Annotated in this window: 19 protein-coding genes; 10 read left to right on the top strand and 9 right to left on the bottom strand. The window is 58.5% G+C overall.

The annotated features are described in order from the left end of the window. The first annotated feature begins 32 nt into the window (after positions 1-32). Positions 33-839, top strand: a complete 807-nt coding sequence (locus AC2FIS_RS17630; RefSeq protein WP_496774677.1) for a cyclase family protein — start codon at positions 33-35, stop codon at positions 837-839. Beyond that, the gene (locus tag AC2FIS_RS17635; RefSeq protein ID WP_496774678.1) at positions 823-1,344 is read left to right on the top strand and encodes a thioesterase family protein; all 522 of its coding nucleotides are present in this window, start codon (positions 823-825) and stop codon (positions 1,342-1,344) included. The genes AC2FIS_RS17630 and AC2FIS_RS17635 overlap by 17 nt, the downstream gene beginning before the upstream one ends. 12 nt (positions 1,345-1,356) lie before the next feature. Here the strand turns inward: AC2FIS_RS17635 and AC2FIS_RS17640 are convergent, their stop codons facing one another. From AC2FIS_RS17640 to AC2FIS_RS17650, 3 genes are all read right to left on the bottom strand, one after another. Beyond that, positions 1,357-5,394 (bottom strand): translocation/assembly module TamB domain-containing protein, encoded by a 4,038-nt coding sequence (locus AC2FIS_RS17640; protein ID WP_496774680.1) that lies wholly within the window; start codon positions 5,392-5,394, stop codon positions 1,357-1,359. A 38-nt stretch (positions 5,395-5,432) separates the two neighbouring features. Next, entirely contained in the window at positions 5,433-7,181 is a 1,749-nt protein-coding gene (locus AC2FIS_RS17645) for an autotransporter assembly complex protein TamA (RefSeq protein WP_496774681.1), read from the bottom strand. A gap of 215 nt (positions 7,182-7,396) precedes the next feature. Further along, entirely contained in the window at positions 7,397-8,620 is a 1,224-nt protein-coding gene (locus AC2FIS_RS17650) for a urate hydroxylase PuuD (RefSeq protein WP_113791601.1), read from the bottom strand. 96 nt (positions 8,621-8,716) lie between these two features. Between AC2FIS_RS17650 and AC2FIS_RS17655 the strand changes: the two genes are divergently transcribed. Next, the gene (locus tag AC2FIS_RS17655; protein ID WP_496774683.1) at positions 8,717-9,640 is read left to right on the top strand and encodes a LysR family transcriptional regulator; all 924 of its coding nucleotides are present in this window, start codon (positions 8,717-8,719) and stop codon (positions 9,638-9,640) included. Between the two features lie 33 nt (positions 9,641-9,673). On the opposite strand, the gene uraH is transcribed toward AC2FIS_RS17655, so the two are convergent. Next, positions 9,674-10,030: a hydroxyisourate hydrolase gene (gene uraH, locus AC2FIS_RS17660; protein WP_496774684.1), complete on the bottom strand. Its 357-nt coding sequence runs from the start codon at positions 10,028-10,030 to the stop codon at positions 9,674-9,676. 161 nt (positions 10,031-10,191) lie between these two features. Here uraH and puuE point away from each other — a divergent pair, with 161 nt between their 5' ends. Beyond that, positions 10,192-11,610 (top strand): allantoinase PuuE, encoded by a 1,419-nt coding sequence (gene puuE, locus AC2FIS_RS17665; RefSeq protein WP_496774685.1) that lies wholly within the window; start codon positions 10,192-10,194, stop codon positions 11,608-11,610. Continuing rightward, positions 11,607-12,095 (top strand): ureidoglycolate lyase, encoded by a 489-nt coding sequence (locus tag AC2FIS_RS17670; protein ID WP_496774686.1) that lies wholly within the window; start codon positions 11,607-11,609, stop codon positions 12,093-12,095. The genes puuE and AC2FIS_RS17670 overlap by 4 nt, the downstream gene beginning before the upstream one ends. Before the next feature lie 94 nt (positions 12,096-12,189). Here AC2FIS_RS17670 and AC2FIS_RS17675 read toward each other — a convergent pair whose 3' ends face one another. From AC2FIS_RS17675 to AC2FIS_RS17685, 3 genes are all read right to left on the bottom strand, one after another. Next, positions 12,190-13,176 carry a type I glyceraldehyde-3-phosphate dehydrogenase gene (locus AC2FIS_RS17675; RefSeq protein ID WP_496774687.1) on the bottom strand — a complete coding sequence of 329 codons (987 nt, stop codon included), beginning with the start codon at positions 13,174-13,176 and terminating at the stop codon, positions 12,190-12,192. Between the two features lie 54 nt (positions 13,177-13,230). Then, positions 13,231-13,554 carry a hypothetical protein gene (locus AC2FIS_RS17680; protein WP_058273193.1) on the bottom strand — a complete coding sequence of 108 codons (324 nt, stop codon included), beginning with the start codon at positions 13,552-13,554 and terminating at the stop codon, positions 13,231-13,233. A gap of 89 nt (positions 13,555-13,643) precedes the next feature. Then, on the bottom strand, positions 13,644-14,477 hold the full coding sequence (locus AC2FIS_RS17685; RefSeq protein ID WP_496774688.1) for a bifunctional allantoicase/(S)-ureidoglycine aminohydrolase: 834 nt from the start codon (positions 14,475-14,477) through the stop codon (positions 13,644-13,646). Between the two features lie 175 nt (positions 14,478-14,652). On the opposite strand from AC2FIS_RS17685, the gene AC2FIS_RS17690 reads away from it, so the two are divergent. Next, positions 14,653-15,009 (top strand): hypothetical protein, encoded by a 357-nt coding sequence (locus tag AC2FIS_RS17690; protein ID WP_496774689.1) that lies wholly within the window; start codon positions 14,653-14,655, stop codon positions 15,007-15,009. A gap of 7 nt (positions 15,010-15,016) precedes the next feature. On the opposite strand, the gene AC2FIS_RS17695 is transcribed toward AC2FIS_RS17690, so the two are convergent. After that, positions 15,017-15,952 carry a 2-hydroxyacid dehydrogenase gene (locus tag AC2FIS_RS17695; RefSeq protein ID WP_496774690.1) on the bottom strand — a complete coding sequence of 312 codons (936 nt, stop codon included), beginning with the start codon at positions 15,950-15,952 and terminating at the stop codon, positions 15,017-15,019. A gap of 127 nt (positions 15,953-16,079) precedes the next feature. Here AC2FIS_RS17695 and AC2FIS_RS17700 point away from each other — a divergent pair, with 127 nt between their 5' ends. The 4 genes from AC2FIS_RS17700 to AC2FIS_RS17715 all read left to right on the top strand — a co-directional run bounded on the left by AC2FIS_RS17700 (position 16,080) and on the right by AC2FIS_RS17715 (position 19,790). Continuing rightward, positions 16,080-17,315: an acyl-CoA dehydrogenase family protein gene (locus AC2FIS_RS17700; RefSeq protein ID WP_496774691.1), complete on the top strand. Its 1,236-nt coding sequence runs from the start codon at positions 16,080-16,082 to the stop codon at positions 17,313-17,315. Between the two features lie 8 nt (positions 17,316-17,323). Further along, positions 17,324-18,130: a thioesterase family protein gene (locus AC2FIS_RS17705; RefSeq protein ID WP_496774692.1), complete on the top strand. Its 807-nt coding sequence runs from the start codon at positions 17,324-17,326 to the stop codon at positions 18,128-18,130. 74 nt (positions 18,131-18,204) lie between these two features. Next, positions 18,205-18,852, top strand: coding sequence for a DUF1007 family protein (locus tag AC2FIS_RS17710; protein WP_496774693.1), 648 nt, complete (start codon positions 18,205-18,207; stop codon positions 18,850-18,852). Beyond that, positions 18,837-19,790 carry a nickel/cobalt transporter gene (locus AC2FIS_RS17715; protein WP_496774694.1) on the top strand — a complete coding sequence of 318 codons (954 nt, stop codon included), beginning with the start codon at positions 18,837-18,839 and terminating at the stop codon, positions 19,788-19,790. Before AC2FIS_RS17710 ends, AC2FIS_RS17715 begins: the two co-directional genes overlap by 16 nt. Here AC2FIS_RS17715 and truA read toward each other — a convergent pair. Further along, entirely contained in the window at positions 19,787-20,554 is a 768-nt protein-coding gene (gene truA, locus AC2FIS_RS17720; protein ID WP_496774696.1) for a tRNA pseudouridine(38-40) synthase TruA, read from the bottom strand. The genes AC2FIS_RS17715 and truA overlap by 4 nt on opposite strands. Positions 20,555-20,631 lie beyond the last annotated feature (77 nt).

Genomic DNA, 20,631 nt, shown 5'->3' on the forward strand with positions numbered 1-20,631 from the left:
CCCTGTCACCGTTCTTGGTGGAGGAGTTTTACATGGCACGCCGGTTCGTCGATCTGTCAGTTCCGTTGGAAACCGGCATCCTGTCGGACCCGCCGATCATGTTACCCGAAATCGAATATCTGGCCCATGACCAGACCGCCGAACAAGTCATGTCCTTTTTTCCGGGCCTGCAGAAAGATGACTTGCCCGGCGGCGAGGGCTGGGCCATCGAACGCCTTCAGATCGCCACGCATAACGGCACCCATCTGGATGCGCCTTACCACCACCACTCGACCATGAATAACGGTGAGAGGGCGATCACCATCGACGAAGTGCCGCTGGAATGGTGCATGAACCCCGGCGTGAAACTGGACTTTCGACATTTCGACGATGGTTATGTGGCGACCGCCGCCGATGTCGAAGCCGAGTTGAAACGGATTGGTCACGAATTGCAGCCGCTGGATATCGTCGTCGTGAATACCTCGGCTGGCACGCGTTATGGGCATCCGGACTATCTGGCCAAAGGATGCGGCATAGGGCGCGAGGCAACGCTGTATCTGACCAAACGCGGGGTTCGCGTGACAGGAACTGACGCCTGGAGCTGGGACGCACCGTTTCCCTTGACCGCGCAGGAATATGCTGAAACGCAAGACGCATCGATTATTTGGGAAGGGCACCGGGCCTCGATGGAGGTTGGGTATTGTCACATGGAAAAACTGACGAACCTTGAAACCTTGCCGCCCACCGGGTTCGAGATTTCCTGTTTCCCGTTCAAGATCAAAGGGGCCTCAGCTGGATTTATTCGCGCGGTCGCGATCTTTGAGAGCCAAGAAGGAGCACCTGATGCAACTGACGCCTGAAACGCTGGCCGGACATGATGGACCCTATGATACCCCGCTTGAATTCCGCGGTTTCAAGGCGCGCCCCGAGTGGATTGACTATAACGGTCACATGAACGTGGGCTACTACGGCGTCGCTTTCGACAATGCGCTAGAGCTGTTGATGGTGGATCACCTTGGGCTGGGTGAGGCGCAGGTCAATGCGATGGGGCAGGGACCTTATATTTTGCAATCCCACATGAATTTCCTGCGCGAAATTCTGGAAGGCGAGGCCTTCAGCATCCGGTTTCGGATGCTGGACGCAGATCACAAACGCGGCCACTTTTTTGCGCAGTTGGTGTCGGAAAAGGACGGCGCCGTTTGTGCCACGCAGGAAGCGTTGTTCATGAATGTCAGCCACACGACCGGCAGGTCGGTTGCCTATCCGGATTGGGCAGTCACACGCTTACAGCGCATGGTAAAGGATCATGCGGCGCTAGACCCGGCCCCAGAGGTCGGGCAGCAGATAGGCATCCGCAGAAAGTGACCTAAGGCCTGCTTAGTAGTCGCGTGAAAAGAAGACCCCGACCCCGGTCTCACCCCGGCCATCTACAGTGCCTTTCACGGTGAAACTGTCGGTGACATCCAAGTTCAGGTTCACCTCGGTGTCGCCTTCGGTGTTGACGGTGAAGTCGGTGTAGAGGTTGTCGCTTAGATACGCCCCGGCGCCGAGCCGACCCGCGCCACCGTCGGACACGCCGATGTCCACGGTGTCGACGCCCGTTGACTCGCGCAGGCCTTTGGTCGCGTCTCCGCCAGCGCCGCTGAGTTGTGCCAGCGAGGCCGCCATCTGAGCGATTACGAACGGTGACAACTCTGAGAAGCGATTGCCGAACAACAGCATTGCCAGCGCTTCCTCGGCCGGACGCTCAGGGTCAGAAAAGACGTTAACCTCAGGCGAGTCTAGTGGTCCGGCGATCTCGATCGTTGCGGTCCCATCAGAGGTGCTGGTCGAGGATTCGAACTCGATATAGGGCGTCAGGTCCCCTTGCAGCGTCACAATGCCCTTGGTCAGGGCCAGCCTGCGCCCCAGAATGTCAAAGTTACCACGGATCAGTTCGATCTGACCCGATGGGATGACCGAGGACGTGGTGCCGCCGATGTTTATTCTTCCACCCAGCTCAGCGTTGACGCCACGCCCGCGGACAAACACGGCCTTGGGCGCCAAAAGACTGACATCCAGGGCGATACGAGAATCGCTTTTATTGCCGTCTTCCTTTTGGACGAGGCCCGCGCGTTCACGGGTCACATAGCCAGCCGCGCTTTCATTCACATGCACGATATCCGGGACGGGTGCCGCCCCCACGGCACCTGATGCGGCCGCTAGGTTGATGTTGGTTTCGCCAAACGTGATCTGCCCAGCGATCGAGCTGTTACCCGCCAGCGCCCCGGTCATCGCAATTTGCCCGTTCAGCGTGGTTTCATACAGCAACTGATCGGTCAGTACGAGGCTGTTAAGGGCGGTCGTGATATTGGCATTGAATGGTGGTGAAAGGTCTACAGGCCCGCTGACGGTAAAATTGCCGCCTGCCCGTGGTCCGCCACTCAGGGAAATAGTGGCGCGGCTATTTGCAAGTTGGACCGATCCGCTGATGCCTGTGATCGTCTGTCCCGCGCCGGGAATTGCCAGGGACGTACCTGACGTGGTGATTGATCCGGACAGGGATTCCAGTGCGGGTTTGCCCGACAGAGTAAGGTCATAGCGAGCGCTGCCGTCGATCTTGTTGGGCTTGATAAAGATATTGGCAATGCCAAGATTTACTCCGCCAACGGCTTTCATGTCGGCTTCGCCGTTGCTTTCGTCGAAGGTGCCCGAGACTTTGCTGCTAATATCCGCAGGCCCGTCGGCCTGAGCGTCGATTGTCCAGACACCCTTGTCGCGCTTGGCGCTGCCATTGGCGGCCACTGTACCCGGAAACTCAGGTATAAAACGCTCGATCCGGTTGAATTTGGCGTCAAAGTCCAGATCCGCCGACCCATCGCTGTCGACCGTTCCGGCAAGCTTGGCGTATGAGCTGTCGGGGCCATTCAGGTTGACCGTGCCTTCCACGCCCTTGGATGTCGGGGCAACGTTTCCATCCAACGTCAGTGGACCGGACATCGTGTTCAACACCCGCGCCAGATCGTCCAATTTGACCGAGAAATCCAGCCCGCCCGCTTGACGGTCCAGCTTGCCCGAAGCCGTCGCGGTTATGGCCGTTCCGTTCAGGCGGAACGTTTGAATGCTAAGGCCATCTTCCCCATTCTGTGCATCTACGGACAGGGTCGTCTGGCCCTGAATCAGCTTGTCCACGGCCTCGATGCCGGTCTGAATGTCGTTGGCATCGAGATTACCTTGAACATCGAAGGCTCGGGTAGACAGGGTACCGTTGCCTTGCACGTTTGCCGCGATCGAACCCGCCAGATCACGCCCGGCCAAACCGGAAAACAGGGACAGGTTCGGCACGCTCAATTGCGCTTGCCCATCTGCCGCCAGATCTCCGGTAGGGTCGTCGACGGTTGCCTGAACCTGTGCGCTAATGGCGCGGCCATTCACCGAAGCGCTGCGGATATCGATGCTGTCTTCGGTTCTGGCACCGTCCCATTCGATCTCGGTTCTGCCGGTCAGCAGAGGGTCGATATCGGCCATACCGGTCTTGATGTTCTGACCTGTCACGCTGGCCGTGCCGTCAAATTCCAGCGTTTGTACCGTGCCTGTGCCGTTCACGGTGGCCTGTAGTGAACCGCCAAGGTCGCGTTTTGCCAAGCCAGAGAAGACCGACAAATCCGATGCGTTGACCCGGGCCTGCCCATCAATGGTCAGGTTGCCGTCGGGCGTCGTCACAACACCGCTGGCCACGGCTTTGGCGGCCTCACTGTCCAGATCGAATTCACGGATAGTTATGCCGTCTGTGCCGCGGCTTGCGTCCAGAGTGATCGTGGTCTCTCCGGTGATAACCGGGTCGATATCGTCACGGCCAGTAGACAAGTCGCGGCCCTGAACCATGACTTTGCCGTCAAAGCTGCGTTCCAGCGGTGAACCTTTTCCGGTCACGCTGGCCGAGACCTGCCCGCCAAGGTCCAGCTTGGCAAGATCCGAAAAGCGCGACAGGTCAGTTGCGTCCAGCTTGGCCGTACCGTCGACCGTCAAGCCGCTGGTCAGACCTGAGATCAGCGCGTCCAGCGCTAATGTGTAATCAGACCCCACAAGCTCGAACCCCGATAGGTTCAGCGATTGGTCGCTGCTATAGTCGAACTGGCCATCAAGCGTGATGCGATCGCCCAAAGCTGTGGTCAGCGCGTCATCGGCCATGTCTATTCCGCCGACCGCGATTTGAACGTCGCCATCAACTGTCAGAACCTCGCCCTGATCCAGGGTGCCTTGTGCGGTGATCCGGGCATCACCCAGCTTGGCCTGCGGAGATGCGAATTCGTTGGCCGTCAGGCTCAGATCCCAAAGGTTGCCGTTCTGGCGGTCAAACAGCGCTGAAATCTGTGCCGCCTTGAGCGATGTGTCGCCTCCTGCCACCGGCAGCACGACGGCTTCCCCATCCGGTGGGGTAATGCGCCCTTGCAGGGCGGCCAGTTGCAGAGTGCCGCCTTCAGCCAGTTGCAATTCACCTTTCAGATCCAGCGCCTGCGTGGTGAGTTCCAGATCCGAGATGTCCAGCGCGCCTTCGGGCTTGGTCTGGCCATCCACAAAAAGCCGTGATTTTGGGCCGAAGAACGGATCGATGTCCTCCCCCAGAAAGGGTGTCAGATCGCCGTTCAGATCAGCGGTGAACGCAATACCGTCCGCTGCGCCGCCCTCGGCCGCCTGCAGCTGAACCTGCCCAGTGACGCGCATCTGGTTGTCGCTGCTCAGCCCGATATCGGCAGTGAAATCCGACAGCGGGCCCGCGCCTTTGGCCGTGAGGCCGATCGGTGGGCTGTCAGGGATTTTCAGCGCGGTTGAAATCAGACCGCCAGAGGCCTCGTTCACTTGCAAATCCAGATTGATCTCACTTGTTGAGTTCTGGAAACCAGCGGCCAGCTTGATCTCATCACCTGCGCGATCCAGTCGGATTACATCCAGATTGGTGTCCAGCGCCCCATCTGCCAGCGACAGGTTGCCTGTCACGCTCAGATCAGCGGCGACACCGATCAGCGGCTCACCAAGAGACAACTCATCCACCCGGATTTCACCGATTTCGACGGAAACTGGCAGTTCGGGCAGTTGAAACGGTTGCGTTTCCGCCGAAGCAGGTGGTTCTGCCTTGGTCGTTGTGCCCGGCGCACGGGCAATATCGATTTCCTGCGCAGTCAGAGAGTTGACCGAAAACCGGCCGCGGATCAGCGCCAGACGGTTCCAGTCAAGTTCGGCGTCCTTGATGGTCAGCCAAACACCTTCATCATCGGCAACTGTGATCTCTTCAATCGTCGCGCGCGCGCTCAGGGCGCCCTGCAGGCCCTTTACGGTCACGTTTTGGTCGTCGCCAGAGAGCGTATCCTGCAGGAAATTCTCCAGCATGCTGCCGCCTTCCTCCTGCGCGGCAAGTGGCAGAGGGGCAGACAGCATCAGCCCCGAAATCAATAACGGATATGCGCGACGTCCAATCAAAATGCTTGTCCGATCCCGATGTAAAACTGCAATCCGTCGCCGGTGTCACCCTGCACTGGAACGGCCAGATCCAGCCGCAACGGACCAAATCCGCCCAGATCATACCGAACCCCAAGCCCGGCACCCGCGTGATATTCTGCGCCGCTGCCGATGAATGAGGATGTGTCCACCGTACCGTAGTCATAAAACCCGACCAGAGATATGGCTTCGGTGACTTTGCCGCGCACCTCGGCGGAAAGACCAAGGAAAGATTTGCCGCCTGCAATACCAGTGCCGACAGGGATGCCAAGACTTTCGTAAGGTTGCCCCCGAACGGTTCCGGCACCGCCCGAGAAGAACAGGAAATCTGGTGTAACACCGTCCGGTGACGGCCCGAGCACCGATCCCAGTTGTACGCGACCGGCCAGAACCAGCCGTCCACCGGTGCCAAGGCTGGTATAGCCGCGTCCGTCAAAGAACATGCGTATGCCGCTTTCGGTTTCGGACAGACCAGCAAAGGGCGTGATCTGCGCGTCCAGATAAAAGCCGCGCGTTGCGCTGACCTTACTGTCGCGCTCGTCCCATTCCGAACGCAAAGGAAGGATGAAATATCGGAATCTGCGGTCATCGCCATAGGCGTCATCCGCACTGGACCACTGAAACCCGGCTGAGGCTTCGGCATATAGCCGATCAGAGAACGTGCGCCGGGCACCGTAGGCCAGCGACGCAACGGTGACATTGTAATTTTCTGTGTTGCGCCGTTCCAGAAGCGCGTTCCAGAAAGTGCTGTCATCGGGACCAAGCCGGTCGGGCTGATCCAGACGCAAGCCGATCCGGCCGTCGATATCCTCGGCACCGCCGATATTACGGACTGCCGCCTCGAACCGCAGGCGTTCGGCACGCCGGAACACGTTGCGGTGCGTCCAGGTCGCGGTCACGTCTACCCCGTCGCGCGACGCGATCTCGGCGCCAAAGGTCAGTCGGCGCTTGGGTAAATCTTCAAACGTGGCGTCGAAATCCAATGTGCCGTCCGGGTTCGGAGTGTCCCTCTCTTCAATCGAAACAACGTTGAAGGTCCCGGTCCGCCGCAACCGTGTACCGACCTTCTGGATTTTCTCGGGCGAATATACTTCGCCTGCCGGAAACCCGGCGATCTTTTCGATTGACCGTTGGCGCACATCGGTGTCGCCCTTGATGATCATTTTGCCAAATCTCAGGCGCGGGCCGGGGGTAAGGTCGATCTCGGCATCCAGCTTGGCCACGGCATGGCGGGCAATGACTTTCTGGCCTTCGACTTCGGCCTTGGCATGACCCGCGTTGCGCCAACCCTGCACGCCAGCTGACGCGGCTTGTTGGATCGCGCCGGTGGTTGCAAGTTTGCCGACCGCAAACTCCTCGGGCAGAACTGTTTCGGGCGTTATCGGTTGTACGATGGCTTCGCCAAAGGTGAACTTGGGGCCGGTGTTGACCGTGATTACCGCGCTATTGATCTGCGCCGGTACGCTGAGCGAGCTGATCTCAGCTGCTTCTTTTCCATCCAGTTTGATGCTTACGACTGGGCTGAAATACCCTTCGTCATAAAGAATTTGGACGAGAGTGCGATAATCCGAAAGCGCCGCCGACAAGATCTCAAGCGGCGTGTCCAGCCCGCGAGATTCGGCCGTCGTAACTGAGGAGGTTTCCTCCATCCGCTCGACAAGCTCCTTTGAAGCACCCGGAGCTGTTAAGGTGGTTTCCAGCGCGGCCAATGCGGTCGGCAGGGTCATTGCAATCGCGCCGAGAAGGCATCTCTTCAAAAAGGCGCGCGGCCTGCTCCCCGGCATCTGATAGCTCCAACTGCCCCAACTCGAAATCACATTTGCCGTTTTTTGCAAAGCAACGGCTGATTACATTCATGTTAGAGCATCAGAGTCCTTGCAGGAAAAGACTAAATCCAGCGTCGCCTGAATTTTGCGACCTGTGTGATTGATCGGTCTCGGGATCAGGAACCGGCGTTGCGGAACCAGCGGATGATTGCCTCTCGGTCCTCGGGCTCCATGTAGGTGACGTTTGCGGGAGGCATCGCATGGCTGACCCCCGCCTGCAGATAGATTTGCTGGGCGTTGCGGGCGATGTCGCCCTCGGTTTCCAGTAACACGCCCTTGGGGGCCCACAGAATGCCTTCCCACACCGGTTCGCGTGCGTGGCACATCGAACAGCGTCCAAGAACGACGTCATGGGCCTCTTCAAATCCGTCAGCGGCAGCGTATTTCTGTTCAAACGGTGTCAGTGGCTGTGCTTCGGCCTCTTCCAGAGGTTTGTACATGGGGGCGGTCGACAACCACATGATTGCGATGAACAGCAACGCGGTCACCAGCCATGTCCAGGTCGGATCGCCTGCCCGAGCGTGGCGCGTGTTGAAGTAGTGTCGAATGGTGACGCCCATCAGGAAGACCAGAGCCGCGATGATCCAGTTGTATTCGGTTGCAAAGGCCAGCGGGTAGTGGTTCGACAACATCAGGAACACCACCGGCAACGTCAGGTAGTTATTATGCGTCGAGCGCAGCTTGGCGATCTTGCCATATTTGGGGTCAGGTGTACGCCCGTTTTTCAGGTCGTCTACTACGATGCGCTGGTTCGGCATGATGATGAAAAACACGTTGGCCGTCATGATCGTGGCCGTGAATGCACCCAGATGCAGCATCATCGCACGACCGGTAAACACCTGATTGTAACCCCAGCCCATAACAACCAGCAGCACAAACAGCAGCACCATCAGAAGCGTCGGACGTTCACCTAGACCTGATTTGCATAGGAAATCATAGATCAGCCAACCGACAGTCAGCGAGGCGGCCGAAATCAGAATACCTTGCCACAGGGCCAGATCTGCTTTCTGGGCGTCGATCAGATACAGTTCTCCGCCAACCCAATACACGATCATCAGCAACCCAGCCCCGCTGAGCCAAGTCGCGTAGCTTTCCCATTTGAACCAAACCAGGTGTTCCGGCATCCGTTCGGGCGCAACCAGATATTTCTGGATGTGGTAGAAACCGCCGCCATGTACTTGCCATTCCTCGCCATCCGCCGGGCCGGGGATGTCGCGGTTCAGGCCAAGGTCCAGCGCGATGAAATAAAATGAGGATCCGATCCAGGCAATGGCGGTAATAACGTGCAGCCAGCGCACGGCAAAAGCCATCCAGTCCCAGAACACGGCGAAGTCGTACATGAGAAAGCTCTCCGATTGGTTGCCGACACACTAGGCAAAGGGCACTTTCTTCGGTATTCCCTGATATTGTCAAACTGTATCAAAAAAAACGAAAAAATGTCTTATCTCGACAACATCCGTACCTTTGTCAGGGTTTATGACCTTGGCAGCATGTCCGCCGCCGGGCGAGACCTGCGTATCTCGCCTGCGGTGACGTCGGCGCGGATATCTCAGCTTGAAGATCATCTGGGCGTGCGCCTGTTTCAAAGAACGACGCGCAACCTGAGCCCGACAGAACAGGGGCGGGCATTCTATCCGGGTGCTGTGGCTGTTCTGGATGCGGTAGACGATGCCGAAGCGCAGGTCGTCCACCTGACTGAGGCACCGCGCGGATCGCTGTTTGTGGCTGCCCCACTAGGGGTCGGGCGCAGGGTCTTAGCGCCACACGTACCTGATTTCCTTGCGGAATATCCCGAGATCGATGTGCGCCTGCGGTTGACGGACAGATCCGTTGATCTGACGACCGAGGGTCTGGATCTGGCCTTTTTCATCGGCCAACCCGAAGACAGTACTTTGCGTATTCGCAAGATCGCCGACTGTCAGCGCGTGCTTTGCGCCGCACCGGCCTATATCGAGCGTCGGGGAATGCCAGAAACCGGCGCGGACCTGGTTTCCCAGCGCCATGAATGCCTGAACCTGAGGTTTCCCGGCGCGACCGAGTTTCAGTGGCAATTGGAAACACCTGACGGTCCCAAACGGTTCGCAGTCTCTGGCCGGTTCGAATGTGACGACGGTGACGTGCTGACTGACTGGGCGCTGTCGGGGCAGGGGATCGCGATGAAACCGGTTTTTGAAGTGGCCGAACACCTCAGTTCGGGGCGTCTGGTCCCCGTTGCGGTCGAAACGCCGCCGGTGTCTGTTCAAATGGCCTGCCTATACACACATCGCCGCCATCAGGACCCCAAAGCGCGGTTGTTCATGGATTTCATGATTGCGCGGATCGGCAAGGTCGTGCGTGGATCGGAATCAGCTGACAAATAAAGCTGCCGCTTAGCGGCAGCCCCATCCCGCGGTTTAACTGCCCCGGTAGGTTGAATAGCCGTAAGGGGACAGCAGCAGGGGCACGTGATAATGTGCCTCGGCATCAGACATGCCAAACCGGAGCGGCACCTGATCAAGAAACAGCGGGTCACCAGCAGCCTGGCCCGATGCGCGCAGATAGTCTCCTGCGAAGAAAACCAGCTCGTAAGTACCAGTTTTGAAAGAGTCTTGTGGCAAGATTGGGCTGTCAGTGCGACCGTCCGAATTGGTCTCCATCTCGGCGATTTTGCGATGGGAGTTCCCCGACACCCGGTAGAGTGCGATTTTCAATCCTTCAGCCGGGCAGCCGCGTGCAGTGTCCAGAACATGGGTCGTCAGATAGCCAGCCACGGGTCTCTCCTTTGATTTGTCTTTTGCTTTGTCACAGTCTGACGCAAAGTTTGAAACAGTGGAAATGCCGAAAGAACCGGAAACAGCGTTCGGATTGATTTGATAATCATCGGTGTGTTTCTGGGGTAAGGCTATTCAAAAGATCAAGAATGGAAGATGCCATGCAGCCCTCTCGCTATCCTCGTGACATGATCGGATATGGTGCCAACCCGCCAGATGCAAAATGGCCGGGCGGCGCGAAGCTGGCCGTTCAGATCGTACTGAACTACGAAGAGGGCGGTGAAAATTGCGTGCTGCACGGCGATGCCGCGTCCGAGGCGTTCTTGTCTGAAATCGTGGGGGCCGCCCAATGGCCGGACCAGCGCCATTGGAACATGGAGTCGATCTATGAGTACGGCTCTCGCGCTGGTTTCTGGCGACTGCACCGGTTGATGCAGGACTTGCCGATCACAGTCTATGGAGTTGCAACAGCCCTGGCCCGCTCGCCGGATCAGACGGCAGCGATGAAGGCCGCCGGGTGGGAGATTGCCAGTCATGGCTTGAAATGGGTCGAGCACAAAGACATGCCGGCAGATGAAGAACGTGCACAAATCGCCGAGGCTATCCGTCTTCACACCGAGGTCGTCGGAGAACGCCCGCGCGGTTGGTACACAGGGCGCTGTTCCGAGAATACTGTTCAGTTGGTGGCAGAAGAGGGCGGATTTGCCTATGTGGCCGATACATATGCGGACGACCTGCCATATTGGGTGCAAGCGGGTGGGCGGGATCAGCTGATCGTGCCCTATACACTGGATTGCAATGACATGCGCTTTGCCACGCCGCAGGGCTTCAATGCGGGTGACCAGTTCTATTCCTACCTGAAAGACAGCTTTGATGCGCTTTACGCCGAGGGCGAGGGCGGAGCGCCCAAGATGCTGTCGATCGGTTTGCACTGCCGCCTGATCGGACGACCGGGCCGGGTGATGGCGTTGAAACGGTTTCTGGAATACGCGCGCGGCTATTCTGATGTCTGGTTTGCAACACGGTTGCAGATCGCCGAACACTGGGCGGAACACCATCCGGCAGCGCCGCATCCGAAGCCTGCCCAGATGGATCGGGACGCGTTCGTGGCGGCGTATGGTGGCATCTTCGAGCATTCCGCCTGGATCGCTGAACGGGCTTATGAGCTGGAATTGGGACCGGCCCATGACACGGCCGGAGGGCTGCACAGCGCATTGACCCGCATGTTCCGTTCCGCCTCTGCGGACGAAAGGATGGGTGTCCTGACCGCGCACCCGGATCTGGCCGGAAAGCTGGCGCAGGCAAAGCGGCTGACGCAGGAAAGCACGTCCGAGCAGGCTTCGGCAGGGTTGGATGCTCTGACAGATGATGAGCGTGCGATGTTCACGGGCTTGAACCAGAAATACACCGAGAAATTCGGTTTTCCGTTTATCATCGCCGTGCGTGATCACGACAAAACGTCTATCCTTCAGGCGTTTCAACGGCGGATTGATCAGGATAAGGACACCGAATTCGCCGAGGCTTGCCGACAGGTCGAAAGGATCGCCGAATTCCGGTTGCAGGACGTTTTACGCTCATGACTGCGCGCGTTACGACCGCGCCGCTGACGGCCTCGGCGTTTGCCCCGTTTGGGGATGTGATCGAAGTGACCGGTGATCCGGATAAGATCATCAATCAAGGGCAATGTGGCCGATATCACGATCTGGCGCGGTTGGATTTCACAGACGGGCGCGCCGGGATCAATCTGTTCAACGCCAATCCACGATCCTTGCCCTTTCAACTGGATATGGTTGAGCGTCACCCCGAGGGCAGTCAGGCGTTCATCCCAATGACACATCAGCCTTTTCTGGTTGTTGTGGCCCCGGATGAGGGCGGGAAGCCCGGGCTTCCTCAGGCGTTCGTAACCAGGCCCGGACAGGGTGTGAACTATTTTCGCGGCACATGGCATGGGGTGCTGACCCCATTGCATGGGCCCGGCTTATTCGCTGTGATTGATCGGATTGGTGAGGGGGCTAATCTGGAGGAGTTTTGGTTTGACGCCCCGTTTGAGATCATAGGCGGATAGGGCTCTCCCGCCCGGTCAATGCGCATCAAAGATGCTTGTGACCCGTTTGGCCAAGCAGCGCGCGGGCAAGCCCGCCCGCTGCGCCCGCGCAAATTCAGCCATCTGTCATAAGGCGGGCAACATCCAGCATGCGCGCCGAAAATCCCCATTCATTGTCATACCAGCCGAAAACACGGACCTGATGTTCGCCGACCATGCGTGTTTCGGGTCCCGCGATAACCAGCGACTCTGGGCGTGTACGCAGGTCTGACGAGACCAGAGGGGAATCGGTCCAGCCCAGCACGGGCGATGTCTGGACGGCTGCGCGCAGTTCGGCTTCGAACAACCCAGGCGACATTCCGCGATCCAGCGTTACCACCAGATCAATGGCGGATACACTGGCCGTCGGGACCCGAACAGCAGCGCCCGAGATGCGGCCGGCCAAATGCGGCATGACTTCGTCGATCAGATGAGTGGCGCTTGACGTGGTCGGCACCATAGACAGCGCGCCCGCGCGCGAACGGGCCAAATCGCCGCGTGGCGCGTCCACCATAGGCTGGCTGTTCGTATAGCAGTGAATCGTGGTCATATGGGCTGACGCGATCCCACCAATCTGGTCCAGCACTTTGACCAAGGGCGCAAGCCCGTTGGTTGTGCATGACGCGTTGGACACGATGCGAGCATTGCCCAACTGATCTTCGTTGGCGCCCAGAACAATAGTGATTTCGGTCGCGGGCGAGGGGCCAGAGATTAGCACTTTGCTGGCCCCGGCGGTCAGGCCCTGACTGGCCACATCCGAGGTACGGGCAACGCCGGTGCAATCCATCAGAACATCGACATCCGACAGGTCGACATGTGCCAGATTGGGGCTGTGTGTCATTGGGATTGTACGCCCATCGACGACGATCGCCGCGTCGCCCTGTTCTACTGCGCCGGCGTAGGGGCCGAATGTACTGTCGTATTTGAACAGGTAGGCGCAGGTCTCAAGCGGGGCGATGTCGTTGATCAGAACCAGCTCAATATCCGTGTCCTGCGGCAAAGCCAGCAGCTGCCGCAGGATTGTGCGGCCAATACGGCCGAATCCGTTGATTGCAAGTTTCATGCGCAAGCTATGGCAGTGCTCTGCCAATAGCTCAATGCCCGTTGTGACCTATGGTCAGTTGCAGCTAACCTGCGAAAAGAACTGACCCGAAATGTTCTGATACATGCTGGCCACGATCGGTCTGCACCCGGTCGCTTGCTGAAAGGCGGCTATGGCCTGAATGGTGCGCAAGCGCGGCGGTGGGCCAAAGGGGTTCAGGTTGTTGTTGTCGCGCGTCGCACGGTACACGACCGGAGCGTCCGAGACCTGTGTCACCGCCCAGGTACGGCTCATGACAGAAACCTGTTTTGTTTCTTCCTTCGCGGCGACAGGTGTTGCATCAAATGCCGTCAAACCAATTGCAGCTGCCAGTGCCAGCATCGTTACACGCAGTACCATTGAACAATCTCCAGTGCTAAAAACTGCTGTTATTTCACCAGATTCACAGGCTTCTGTGAACCCCTGACCGAAATAAAGCGTTTAAAAGCCTAGCGTTTGGACAGTGTCAACGGCATGTGCCGGTTCACATCCTTGTAAAGCAGATAGCGAAAGCGCCCAGGCCCGCCCGCATAGCAGGCCTGCGGGCAGAAGGCGCGCAACCACATATAATCGCCGGCCTCTACCTCGACCCAATCCTGGTTAAGCCGATAGACTGCCTTGCCTTCCAGCACGTACAACCCGTGTTCCATGACATGGGTTTCGGCAAAGGGAATCACACCGCCGGGTTCGAAATTGACGATGTTGACGTGCATGTCATGACGCAGATCCTGCGGATCGGTGAAGCGGGTCGTGGACCAGCGCCCCTCAGTTCCGGGCATCACGACGGGCGATACATCACGTTCATTGGTGATGATCGGATCTGGTGCAGGCAGGCCGGGAACGGCCTCGTATGCCTTGCGAACCCAGTGGAATCGGGCGGTTTTTTCGGCGCGGTTGTGCAGGGTCCAATCCGATCCGGACGGGATATAGGCATAACCGCCGGTATCGAGAACATGAACAGCTCCACCTAATGTCAAGGTCACCTCACCTTCGACAACAAAGAGAACGCCCTGGGCCTGAGGGTCAGTTTCAGGGTGGTCGCTGCCGCCGCCAGGCTGAACTTCCATGATGTATTGCGAAAACGTCTCGGCAAATCCGCTGAGGGGGCGGGACAGGACCCAAAGCCGCGTGCCCTCCCAGAACGGCAGGTTGCTGGTAACGATGTCGCGCATGGTGCCTTTGGGGATAACCGCATAGGCTTCGGTAAACATGGCGCGGTCGGTCAGCAGCTGGTCTTGTCCGGGGTGTCCGCCTGTGGGCGCATAATAGGTGGGCTGTGCCATTTCATGCCTCTGGTTCGTGTTTGGGGTACTATGCGGGGATTGGCCCGGAGGTCCTAGCACCCGAGTCGCGATAGGTTTGTTCGGTATTATTTGAAGGTCGGCCAGCGGGGCTTGGCCCCCGTTCCCCGGCGGTATAGTCTTGTGACCAAACTTATTTCAGCAAGGCGAGAAGATCATGAAAGCCTGGATTTCACCCTTTTTTGCAGCAGCCGTTATGATCGGCGCGGTTTCACTGGCACAGGCCAAGCCACTTTCGAGAATCATCGCAGAAATGGGTTTGAGCCCCGAGGACTATAGTGTCGTCAACGCCACGACCAACGCGATGTTGGCAGATGGAACGCCTCAGGTCGGAACCGAGCGCACTTGGTCGAACGATGACACCGGATCAAAAGGCACTGTTCGGGTGCGCGAGGTTCGGGACAATTGCGTGCATCTTCAGCATTTCATTGTGCCCGCCGGGGCCGAACAATCACGCGAAGTCAGAACCCGCAACTGCCGGGACGCCGGCGGGAACTGGGTTCTGACGCCCTAATTTCGGCTCAGTAGCCGCGTGTGCGGTCGACTTCGTGCAGTAAGGGCTTTCCTGCGGACAACCGTTGGAAATTCTCGGCAACGTCCGCCAGTGCTTCACCTAAGTGCCAGCCAGAAACATGCGGAGTGATTGTGACGCTGGGGTGTGCCCAGAGCGGACTGTCTGACGGTAAGGGTTCTGTACCGGTTACGTCCAGAACGGCGTGGCCGGGCGTTCCCCGGTCCAAGGCCTCGATCAGCGCATTTTCGTCAATCAGATCACCACGCCCTGCGTTCAACAGTTGACTACCGGGTTTCATAGCGGCCAGCATCTGCGCATCGAACAAGCCAACGGTTTGCGGCGTGGACGGGAGAATGGCGCAAACGTGGTCGCATTGGCCTAGCAACGTGGGCAGCGCTTCCTCGCCGTGCAGGCAGGTCACGCCTTCGATCTCTTTCGGGGATCGGCTCCATCCCATGACCTGAAATCCGATGGCGCGCAGCATCCTGGCGCTGCGGGCGCCGATATGGCCCAGGCCCAGAACGCCCACTATTGTGTCCGGCGTGAATACCGGCGCTTTGGGCACCCATTCTGCCTTGCGCTGGGCTGCTTCGTGAAATGCCATGTTCCGTTGATGGTGAAGGACATAGGCGACGAACCACTCGGCAATGCCCTGCGCCGGCGCATCGGGCTTGAGTCGCGCAATACGGACGTGATCGGGCAGGCTCGGGTTGCCAACAATCGTTTCGACGCCCGCGCCCAGTTTCTGGACCAGTTGCAGGTTTGGCAGCCGTTTGGGGTGGTCGTTGTTCAGGCCGACAACAGCGACCATGGTGATTTCGCTTGCATCTCCAATCGTTTCCCGGGTTCGCACATCCGCGCCGGGGTGTATGTTTCGGATCGTTTTTGCGATGTCATCATCGCTTATCCAGTCGGTCAGACCGGTTTCGATCAATAGCGCCATGAATCACCCTCGCAATTTCATTTTGATTGAGTTGACGTTCCGTCACACAGCTAGACATTCCATCGGCAGCTAAGTCATTCTCTGTTCAAAGGTAAAGCCCGCTCTTTGGGCCTGAGGAGGAAAGCTCATGAACATGTCATTCGGTCTGCGCGAAGAAAATCGCGCGCTGCTGCAACGTGTGGCAGATATGATCCGGGATGAGATCATGCCGCTGGAAGAAGAATATCAGGCCGAAATCGATAAGGGCGACCGCTGGCAGTACACCGAACGTCAGGCTGAAATCCTGGAAGGACTGAAAGCCAAAGCCAAGGCTGCCGGACTTTGGAACTACTGGCTGACCGACAGCGACAAGGGCTTTGGTTTGACCACGGTCGAGTATGCTTACTTCGCCGAAGAGATGGGCAAAACACCCCTTGGGGCCGAGGTGTTCAACTGTTCGGCCCCCGATACCGGTAATATGGAAGTGTTCGAGCGCTACGGCACGGACCAGATGAAAGAGCAGTGGCTGAAACCCCTGCTGAACGGCGATATCCGGTCCGCGTATTTGATGACAGAGCCGGATGTGGCGTCATCGGATGCCACGAACGTGTCGATGTCCTGTGTGCGGGACGGTGATGACTTTGTTCTGAACGGGGAAAAATGGTGGTCATCGGGGGCGGGTGATCCACGTTGCAAGGTCTATATCGTCATGGTCAAGACGGCAGGCGACGAGCAACCCAAACACAAGCGGCAGTCGATGATTGTTGTGCCTGCTGATGCGCCTGGGATCGAGGTTCTGCGACCGATGCAGGTTTACGGCCACGATGATGCCCCGCACGGCCACATGCATATTCGCTTTACCAACGTCCGGGTGCCAGCAGAGAGCATTCTGTTGGGCGAAGGCCGCGGGTTCGAGATCGCGCAAGGCCGCCTTGGGCCCGGCCGTATCCACCACTGTATGCGCGCAATCGGTCAGGCTGAAACGGCGCTGGAACAGATGTGCAAACGATCGCTGCAGCGCGAAGCCTTCGGCAAGAAACTGGCGCAACTCGGGGCGAACTTCGATATCATCGCCGAATGCCGGATGGAGATTGAAATGGCGCGCCTGCTGTGCCTGAAAGCGGCCTGGTACATGGATCAGGGCGATGCCCGCGCGGCGGCTCCCTGGATCAGCCAGATCAAGGTCGTCGCCCCGCGTGTCGCACTCAAAGTCATCGATGAGGCCGTTCAGATGTTCGGCGGGCAGGGGGTCAGTCAAGACACGCCGTTGGCGACGGCCTGGACCCATGTTCGTACTTTGCGGCTGGCCGATGGGCCTGATGCGGTACACCGCCGTCAGGTGGCGCGGGCCGAGTTGAAAAAACATACCCAGGAAAAAGTCTGAGGTTTTAGGTGGTGTTGAAACCGGATCTGAAGGAACAAGCCTATTTCCACGTTCGGGCTGACGGAGCTTTTGTCGGCAATGATCCCGCGCGCGGGCCGTGGTCTGCGGATCATTGCCATGCGGGCCCGGTCGCGGGGCTGATCGTTCGTGCAGCCGAAACAGAGGTTGGGCCGGAAAAGATGCTGACACGGCTGACCGTGGACTTGCTGCGCCCTCTGCCGCTGACAGGTCTGCGTGTGGCGGCGGAGACTACGCGACACACCAAGACGCTGGCCACAACCCGCGTCACTGTGCACGATCTGGACGACACACTGTGCGCTACGGCCACCACGATGCACATGGTGCGTCGCGATTTGGGGTCGGTTCCGAACATCACGTTGCCGACGCCCGAACTCGACGATGCGGTGACCGGCCCATTTCCGATTGGCGAAACGCGCCACGACCTGCCCGGGTTCGCAAACCATTCGGACATTCTCTACCCCAAGGGTGGCAACCAGAAAGCCGGTCCAAAGACAATCTGGATGCGCACACCATCGCTGTTAGAAGACGAGGCGCAATCGCCGATCCAAGCGCTATGCCCGCTGGCGGATTGTGGCAACGGGATTTCATGGAATGCACCAACGTCCGAGATGGGGTTCATGAACACCGATCTGACGGTCCAGATTCATCGTGAACCCAAATCGGACTGGTTGGCCTCGCAGTCCGTATCTCATTGGCAACCGTCAGGAATAGGGATGTCGCAATCGGTTCTGTTCGACACCGAAGGCCCGGTTGGAACAGCGTTGCAGACACTGGTTTTGTTCCCGCCGAAGTGACTGGTTTGGCCGGTTCATGCATAGGCCCGCCGAAACACGTTGCCGGGCACGGGCCAAGCCCCTATCTTTCGCCTATGCGATGGCTCATAACCCTTTTCTCCTGTTGCCTGCCGGTTCCGGCATTGGCCCACCCGCATGTCTTTATCGACACCGGGCTGGAATTTATTGTGGATGACAGCGGCCAGTTGACCCATGTCAGGGTAACTTGGGCGTATGATGAGCTTTTCTCTTTGTTTCAGCTTGAAGATATGAAGCTGGATCAGGATTCTGATGGCATTCTGACCGAGAGCGAAGAAAAGTTTCTGTCCGGCTTTGATGCCCAGTGGGTCGAAGGATATAATGGCGATCTCGTGGTGTTCGCCGATGGCACGCCGGTCGATTTGTCAGGGCCGATGGAGGCCAAAGCGACCACCGAGGATGGCCGTATCGTGACAACCCACCTGCGCGCGGTGGAAGGCGGCGGAGTGCCGGCAACCGCCGTCGTCGCCAAAGCATATGATGAATCTTACTACACGGCTTATGAAGTGACCCGCCCGGTGTCAGTATCTGGACCCACCTCTTGTCAGATCAGCCGGATTGACGCGGATATTGACGGGCAACTGGCGCAGATGCAGGCGTTCCTGCAGACCCTGGATGCCGACTACGACCTTGAAGAAAACGATATCCCGCTGGTCGGGGAAAACTTTGCGACCGAGATCCGCCTTTCATGTCCAAGTACCTGATTATTCCTGTCGCCATCTCCATTGGTTTGCTGCTGTGGTTCTGGGGCAGCGGTGGCTTTGACCACTTGGCCGCATGGGCTGCGGGTGAGCAGCGCGAATTCCAAAATCAGATCGCGCGTTCCCTACGCGCAGCCCGCGCGGAACAGCCCGAGGCTGTAGCGACGCTGCTGACAGTCTGTTTTGCCTACGGCTTTTTTCACGCCATCGGCCCCGGTCACGGTAAGGTTTTGATTGGTGGCTATGGGTTGGGACGCAACGTGGCGTTCCTGCGTTTGTCTGCAATCAGCTTGTTGTCCAGCCTAGGGCAGGCAGTCACTGCGGTTGTTCTGGTCTATGCCGGGGTACTGGTGTTCCAGATGTCCCGGGCAAGCCTTGTCGATACCACCGAACGGGTCATGGCCCCGATCAGCTATGGTGCTATTGCGGCGATTGGATTGTGGCTGATCTTTCGATCCATTCGCAGTTTCGCGCGACGTCATCGCAGCGAAAAAGCCCATCATCATGAGCACAAGCACGACCATCACCACCCGCACGACGAGGACCACAAACATCACGACCATGACCATGGCGTCTGCGCAGATTGCGGTCATCGCCACGGTCCCACCGCCGACGAAGTGGCCCAAGTCGGCAGCCTGCGCGAAGCCGCGGTACTGATCGCCGGGATTGCCGCACGTCCCTGTACCGGAGCGCTGTTTGTGCTGATCCTGACCTGGCAGATGGGCATCGCAATGGCTGGCATTGCCGGTGCTTTCGCCATGGCACTTGGCACGGCGACGGTCACGACCTTGGTCGGGTGGACTTCGTTCGGACTGCGCGGTGGGCTGCTGGCCTCAGCCTCGGCGACGCGATTTGCCTCGGTCCTGGCTCCGACGATTGAACTGGTGGCGGGGCTGCTGATTGCCGTGATTGCAAGCGGTCTGCTGTTGCGCGCGATTTAATCGAACACAGGCTCCGGGTACCTGACCCGCGCCAGATACAGCCCTTGCGGCGGACATACCGGCCCGCAAGCGGCGCGGTCTGTGGCCTCCAACGCATCCCGTACGTCTTCGGGCGACCATGTTCCGGCACCGACACGTTCAAGCGTTCCAACAAAGCTGCGCACTTGGTTGTGCAGGAAAGACCGGGCGCGGACGTGGAAATGGATTTCTGGTCCAGAAAAGCCTTCAACCTGTTCGACCCGCAGCTCATCCAGGGTTTTGACCGGGCTTGCAGCCTGACAAATCGAAGACCGGAACGTCGTGAAATCATGTCGCCCGATCAGCATATCCGCGCCCGCCTGCATTGCGTCCACGTCCAGTTGATGGTTGATCCGCCAGACCTGCCCAGCGTCGTGCGTAGCAGGTGCGCGGCGCATCAGGATACGGAACAGGTATTGCCGTTCCAGCGCTGAAAACCGCGCATGCCAGTCATCGTCTACTCGAGCCGCCTTAACGATGGCAACAGGCTGCGGTTTAAGGTGATAGTTCAGCGCCTCAGACAGGCGGAACGGGTCCCAGTCCTTTGTCAGATCACAATGCGCAACCTGTCCCAGCGCGTGCACACCCGCGTCTGTACGCCCGGCCGCGGCAATGGTGTGATCGCCGGGTTGAATACATGACAAGGCCTGTTCGATTGCCCCTTGAACAGACGGCAATTCCTTTTGCCGCTGCCATCCGGCAAACGGCTCCCCCTGGTATTCGACTTTCAGCGCGTATCTAGGCATGGCCTGCTGGTAACGCGCCGTGCCGCAACGGGCAAGAGTGGGAAAGCGCTGGTATGTCCGACAGCCGCTACCTATCT

Source organism: Ruegeria sp. CDSB113 (assembly GCF_059611045.1).

Bases quoted from the DNA above. Each gene is read 5' to 3' on its own strand.
- AC2FIS_RS17630 (WP_496774677.1), top strand. From the start codon at position 33: ATGGCACGCCGGTTCGTCGATCTGTCAGTTCCGTTGGAAACCGGCATC.
- AC2FIS_RS17635 (WP_496774678.1), top strand. From the start codon at position 823: ATGCAACTGACGCCTGAAACGCTGGCCGGACATGATGGACCCTATGAT.
- AC2FIS_RS17640 (WP_496774680.1), bottom strand. From the start codon at position 5,394: ATGCTGTCTGCCCCTCTGCCACTTGCCGCGCAGGAGGAAGGCGGCAGC.
- AC2FIS_RS17645 (WP_496774681.1), bottom strand. From the start codon at position 7,181: ATGACCCTGCCGACCGCATTGGCCGCGCTGGAAACCACCTTAACAGCT.
- AC2FIS_RS17650 (WP_113791601.1), bottom strand. From the start codon at position 8,620: ATGTACGACTTCGCCGTGTTCTGGGACTGGATGGCTTTTGCCGTGCGC.
- AC2FIS_RS17655 (WP_496774683.1), top strand. From the start codon at position 8,717: ATGTCTTATCTCGACAACATCCGTACCTTTGTCAGGGTTTATGACCTT.
- puuE (WP_496774685.1), top strand. From the start codon at position 10,192: ATGCAGCCCTCTCGCTATCCTCGTGACATGATCGGATATGGTGCCAAC.
- AC2FIS_RS17670 (WP_496774686.1), top strand. From the start codon at position 11,607: ATGACTGCGCGCGTTACGACCGCGCCGCTGACGGCCTCGGCGTTTGCC.
- AC2FIS_RS17675 (WP_496774687.1), bottom strand. From the start codon at position 13,176: ATGAAACTTGCAATCAACGGATTCGGCCGTATTGGCCGCACAATCCTG.
- AC2FIS_RS17680 (WP_058273193.1), bottom strand. From the start codon at position 13,554: ATGGTACTGCGTGTAACGATGCTGGCACTGGCAGCTGCAATTGGTTTG.
- AC2FIS_RS17685 (WP_496774688.1), bottom strand. From the start codon at position 14,477: ATGGCACAGCCCACCTATTATGCGCCCACAGGCGGACACCCCGGACAA.
- AC2FIS_RS17690 (WP_496774689.1), top strand. From the start codon at position 14,653: ATGAAAGCCTGGATTTCACCCTTTTTTGCAGCAGCCGTTATGATCGGC.
- AC2FIS_RS17695 (WP_496774690.1), bottom strand. From the start codon at position 15,952: ATGGCGCTATTGATCGAAACCGGTCTGACCGACTGGATAAGCGATGAT.
- AC2FIS_RS17700 (WP_496774691.1), top strand. From the start codon at position 16,080: ATGAACATGTCATTCGGTCTGCGCGAAGAAAATCGCGCGCTGCTGCAA.
- AC2FIS_RS17710 (WP_496774693.1), top strand. From the start codon at position 18,205: ATGCGATGGCTCATAACCCTTTTCTCCTGTTGCCTGCCGGTTCCGGCA.
- AC2FIS_RS17715 (WP_496774694.1), top strand. From the start codon at position 18,837: ATGTCCAAGTACCTGATTATTCCTGTCGCCATCTCCATTGGTTTGCTG.
- truA (WP_496774696.1), bottom strand. From the start codon at position 20,554: ATGCCTAGATACGCGCTGAAAGTCGAATACCAGGGGGAGCCGTTTGCC.